Genomic DNA, 4,271 nt, shown 5'->3' with positions numbered 1-4,271 from the left:
TGAGCTTGCTGCCGAGGGTCTTGAGCTGCTGTACATCTGCGCCCCAAATGGCCATGGTGTGTCTCCTTTTGGATTGTCGCGGACCCGAACTCTTCGGCATCCCCAATACCTGGAAACTATCCCGGCCGGGTGAAGGGTGTCGATGGGAACCCCTCCCCATGAAGAGATCCCCCGCCGCGCGCAGGGCTTCAGAGGTTCACCAGGGTGACAAAAACGAGCGTCCCCAGGCCAACGCTGAGGAGGGTCCGCCGTCGCCCGAGCAGGTGGATGGTGACGGTGACCGCCACCGCAACCACCGCGGGAAGTACCGCGCCGGCGTCCGCTGAAACGGTGGTGCGCAGGGTCGAGGCGGCCAGGATGCCGAGGATTCCTACCGGCATCCAGAGCGAGAGCTTCTGCTCCAAATCGGAGTTCCTGAGGGGATTCAAGGCAGCGAAAGGCAGTGCCCGCAGCCCGAAGGTGATGGCGAAGGTGATCCCGAGGACGGCAAGGAGGTAGGGGGTTTCAGGCATCGGAACCCCGGCGGCGGTTGAGGGCGAAGCGGACGATGAGCAGGGCCAGGAACAGCAGCAGGCCCAGGAAAAGCGAGGCATCCGGAGCCAGCACGACGGCGGCAGCGAAGCTTGCTGCCCCGAGCAGCAGTGAGGGGAGCTGCTTGCGGCTCCGGGCGGCGTCGAGCGTCAGCGTCACGAACAAGGCGCACAGCGCGAACTCGAGGCCCTTGATCCGGCCCGGAAGCAATGACGAAATGCCCACTCCCACCAGGCCGCCCAGCACCCAATAGGACTGGAAGGCCAGCTGCATGCTGATCAGCCGCCAGCCGGTCCAGCGCTCCCGGGAGGCCGCCGTGACGGCGTAGGCCTCGTCGATCATGGACCGTCTACGCCTTCGAGGAGGCCCTGGCGGCGATGGACGAAGTGGTGGAATTGCACCGGCTGTTCGGCTCGCCCGATTACTTCGTGCGCGTGGCGGTCAAGGACCTGCCGGCCTACGAATCCTTCCTGACCGAACGGGTCATGAGCCTTCCCGGGCTCCAGAAGGTCTCATCGCGGTTCACCATGAAGACCATCAAGTCGGCGGGCTGAGTTGCACAGAATGGCGCAGTGAAAAGGGGCCGGCGCATGCCGGCCCCTCCTTTTCCCCGGGAAGGAAACCTTCCGATCAGCTGGTCGGCGTGCCGGCGACGCAGCCGTTGGCGATGAAGTCTGCGGCGCCGGGGCCCCAGTTCAGGCCGTCGAAGTGCCCGCTCGCGTTGGGCACTGCCCAGTCGAATGGCGGAATGACATCCTCGAAGTCCTGGTGGTTCTGGTGTCCCATCACCACGGCAAGTTCATCCGTGTTGATCACTACGAACGGGTTGGTCTCGCTGTGTGTTGCGTGGCAGTACGTAACCTTGTGGTCCGGCGGCGGAGAAGCCATTGCCGAAGGCGCGATGCCCAGCAGGACGAGTCCGGCTACAGCGCCGGCGGCCCATAGTTTTTTCATGTTCCTTGTTCCTCAATCCAGGTTTCTGAACCATGTTTCACTATTCACAGGCCGTGGCTGCCCGATCACGGACCGCCCGGTCTGTAGGTACTGGCCGGCACGTTCAGCAAAAATCCCGTCGTTTGGATACGTGGCGCAAATGGCGCCCCCGCTTCACCGTCTCCACCGCCCAGCCTTTCGAGACGCGGCATTTCTTGGAATGCCAGCGCGCTGACTGCGCGCTGTTTGCAGGATAGGCGTGCGGTACGTCCCGGCACCCGAGTGGCCGGTACCTGTCTTTTCCTTGCATTCCGGGGTTTCATGGGCGTTCAGTACTCAATTTCCGTGAATCGCGACAGCGTGAACTTGCCTGCCGCGGACTCCGGGGCCTGCCGAATGTCGGCGGCGCGGCCTAGCATGAAGCCATGTGCCGCAACATCCACACCCTGCATAACTTCGAACCGCGTGCCACTTCTGCCGAGGTGGAGGCCGCAGCGCTGCAGTACGTGCGCAAGATCAGTGGGAGCGCCAAGCCGTCCAAAGCCAACGAAGCCGCATTCGAAGAGGCCGTGCACCAGATCGCGCATATCACCCAACACCTGCTCGATTCCCTGGTAAGCCACGGCCCGGCCAAGAACCGCGAAGAGGAAGCTGCCAAGGCCAGGGCCCGCGCCGCGATCCGCTTCGGCACCGCTTAAGCCTTGCCTGCGTGAGCTGACGGGATCCGCCTGCGTTGCATGGCAGGATGGGGTGCCATGCGGACGGAATGGAGCCCCCGGATCGGCTGGGCGGACCTGCCCGCCCGGGTGCGTGGCGGTGTCGAACAGCTCTTGGGTTCCGCCGTCGTCGAGTCCATCGGGCAGAGCGGTGGATTCTCTCCTGGCAGCGCGGACCGCGTCCGCACGTCCACCGGGCGCCGTGCCTTCGTCAAGGCTGTTTCTTCGGGGCTGAACGAGCACTCACCAGACATCCACCGCAAGGAGGCCGCGATCGCGGCGGCGCTTCCGGCGCAGCTTCCTGCCCCGGAGCTGATTGGGACATACGACGACGGCGACTGGGTGGCGCTGGTCTTTTCCGACGTCGAGGGCCGGCATCCCCGTACGCCCTGGGATTCCGGGGAGCTCAGTCTGGTTCTGGACGCGCTGCTCCACGTGGCTGAGACACCGCTGCATGAAGACCTCGACTTCTTGCCTCGCTTGGAACGCGAACTCACCGAGCCGTTCGGCGGCTGGACCCGGCTGCGGGAGAAACCACCGGAAGACTGCGATCCCTGGGTACTTCGGAATTTCCCGCGGCTCGAGGAACTGGCCCGTGACGGGCTCGGCGCTCTGGACGGCAGTTCCCTGGTGCACACCGACGTCCGTGCGGACAATATCCTGATCACCGCGGACCGCGGCGCAGTCCTGGTCGACTGGCCTTGGACATGCATCGGGTTATCTTGGATGGACGCGCTTTCGGTCCTGCTCAACGTGCGGGTTTTCGATCCCGATTTCGATGCCGGATCTGTATTCGAATCGCACCGGATATTCGCGCCTGCCGCGCCGGGGGAGCTCGATGGAGTGCTGGCCGGTCTGGCCGCTTACTTCACCGACGCGGCCCGGCAGGCGCCCCCACCCGGCCTGCCGACGCTGCGGGACTTCCAGCGGCGGCAGGGCGAGGCGGCCGTACGTTGGCTGCGGGAACGCACGGGGCTGGTGTGAAAGGCGGGTTTGCATCCGGATTCAAGATCTTTTGGCTGAGCCGCGCAATTGCGGCCCTGTCCGCAACCAGCGCGCCGATTGTTTTCACCTTCGCGGTCCTCGAGTCCGCTGGCCGGACGGAGATCCTGGCGCAGTCGCTCAGCCTTCAGGTCCTGGCGCAGTTGGTGGCCCTGCTGGTTTCCGGACGACTGATTGACCGTGTCAACCGCAAGTGGTTCCTCGTGGCCATGCAGGCTGCGAGCGGCCTCACGTGGGCGGCTTTGGCGGCCCTCCTGCTGTCGGGTGATCCTCCCGACGCAGTTTTCCCCGTATTCGGGGCCCTGACGGGCCTGCTTTCAGGACTCAACGGCCCGGCCACGCAGAGCGGCTATCAAGCGGCCGGATCCTTGATGGTGCCGTGGTTCTGGTCCGCAGTCATCGCGACGGCGTTGATGAACGTCTTGTGGGCCGGCTACTACCAGCTGAACGGGCCGGTCATCCTCCAGGGAAGTTCAACCGCGCCCGAGCTGACCTGGGGCATTGTCAGCGCCGCCCTCGGGTCAGGAATGATTCTTGGGGGATTCGTCTTCAAACGCGTCACGTTCACGAAGCCGCGCTCCACTCCCTTGCTGTTCCTTGCCGGCAAGGCCTTGCCGCTCGTGGCGTTCGGACTGTGGCCGCACCCGGTGCTCCTTGCGTTCGCGGCATTTGGTGCCGGCGTCCTGCTTGAGGCGTTCGTAGTGAATTTCCATACGAGGTGCAGCTGGGTATCCCGGAGCGCTTCCTGGGGACTGCCTATTCGGCAGATGCTTTCGTGGGCATGGCCCTCATGCCGCTGGGCTACGCGCTTGCCGCCTCGGGACCGTTCGATCGTGGCACCAGCCAGCTCGCAGCCGGTGCCGCCACGGTGGTAGCGGCATTCGCCGGGTGGCTTGTCATCCGGCGGGTCCGCGACGCCGGCAAGATTCCTGCGGTTGCAGTCACCTGAGTGCGGGCGTGCGGCGTGGATTTCCGGGCCTAAACGTGGATGACCCCCTCAATGTTGTGGGGTACATCCACGTTTGGGCCGGTAGGACCGGTGGTCCGGATGTTAGTGGGAGGCCTGTTCCTGCTCGTTGGCGTTCTTGG

Annotated in this window: 6 protein-coding genes and 1 pseudogene; 4 read left to right on the top strand and 3 right to left on the bottom strand. The window is 64.8% G+C overall.

What is annotated here, in order from left to right:
- Positions 1-188: 188 nt before the first annotated feature.
- Together ACNQPB_RS20030 and ACNQPB_RS20025 are read right to left on the bottom strand one after the other, a co-directional pair.
- On the bottom strand, positions 189-512 hold the full coding sequence (locus ACNQPB_RS20030) for a branched-chain amino acid transporter permease (RefSeq protein ID WP_498754177.1): 324 nt from the start codon (positions 510-512) through the stop codon (positions 189-191).
- Positions 505-873 carry an ABC transporter permease family protein gene (locus ACNQPB_RS20025; RefSeq protein WP_498754176.1) on the bottom strand — a complete coding sequence of 123 codons (369 nt, stop codon included), beginning with the start codon at positions 871-873 and terminating at the stop codon, positions 505-507. Before ACNQPB_RS20025 ends, ACNQPB_RS20030 begins: the two co-directional genes overlap by 8 nt.
- A 14-nt stretch (positions 874-887) precedes the next feature.
- On the opposite strand from ACNQPB_RS20025, the pseudogene ACNQPB_RS20020 reads away from it, so the two are divergent.
- Positions 888-1,085 (top strand): annotated as a pseudogene (locus ACNQPB_RS20020) (Lrp/AsnC ligand binding domain-containing protein); the annotation flags it as partial.
- A 76-nt stretch (positions 1,086-1,161) separates the two neighbouring features.
- On the opposite strand, the gene ACNQPB_RS20015 reads toward ACNQPB_RS20020, so the two are convergent.
- Entirely contained in the window at positions 1,162-1,485 is a 324-nt protein-coding gene (locus tag ACNQPB_RS20015) for a hypothetical protein (RefSeq protein ID WP_498754175.1), read from the bottom strand.
- A 404-nt stretch (positions 1,486-1,889) separates the two neighbouring features.
- On the opposite strand from ACNQPB_RS20015, the gene ACNQPB_RS20010 reads away from it, so the two are divergent.
- From ACNQPB_RS20010 to ACNQPB_RS20000, 3 genes are read left to right on the top strand one after another with little or no spacing between them, the layout of a single operon-like run.
- On the top strand, positions 1,890-2,162 hold the full coding sequence (locus ACNQPB_RS20010; RefSeq protein ID WP_498754174.1) for a DUF2277 domain-containing protein: 273 nt from the start codon (positions 1,890-1,892) through the stop codon (positions 2,160-2,162).
- A 57-nt stretch (positions 2,163-2,219) separates the two neighbouring features.
- Complete coding sequence (locus ACNQPB_RS20005) at positions 2,220-3,164, top strand: phosphotransferase (protein WP_498754173.1); 945 nt, start codon at positions 2,220-2,222, stop codon at positions 3,162-3,164.
- Positions 3,161-4,057: an MFS transporter gene (locus ACNQPB_RS20000; RefSeq protein ID WP_498754172.1), complete on the top strand. Its 897-nt coding sequence runs from the start codon at positions 3,161-3,163 to the stop codon at positions 4,055-4,057. Before ACNQPB_RS20005 ends, ACNQPB_RS20000 begins: the two co-directional genes overlap by 4 nt.
- Positions 4,058-4,271: the final 214 nt, after the last annotated feature.

It is taken from the genome of Curtobacterium sp. LFS079, from assembly GCF_047977865.1.
Lineage (GTDB): Bacteria > Actinomycetota > Actinomycetes > Actinomycetales > Micrococcaceae > Arthrobacter.
This window is presented reverse-complemented; position numbering and strand designations above follow the sequence as displayed.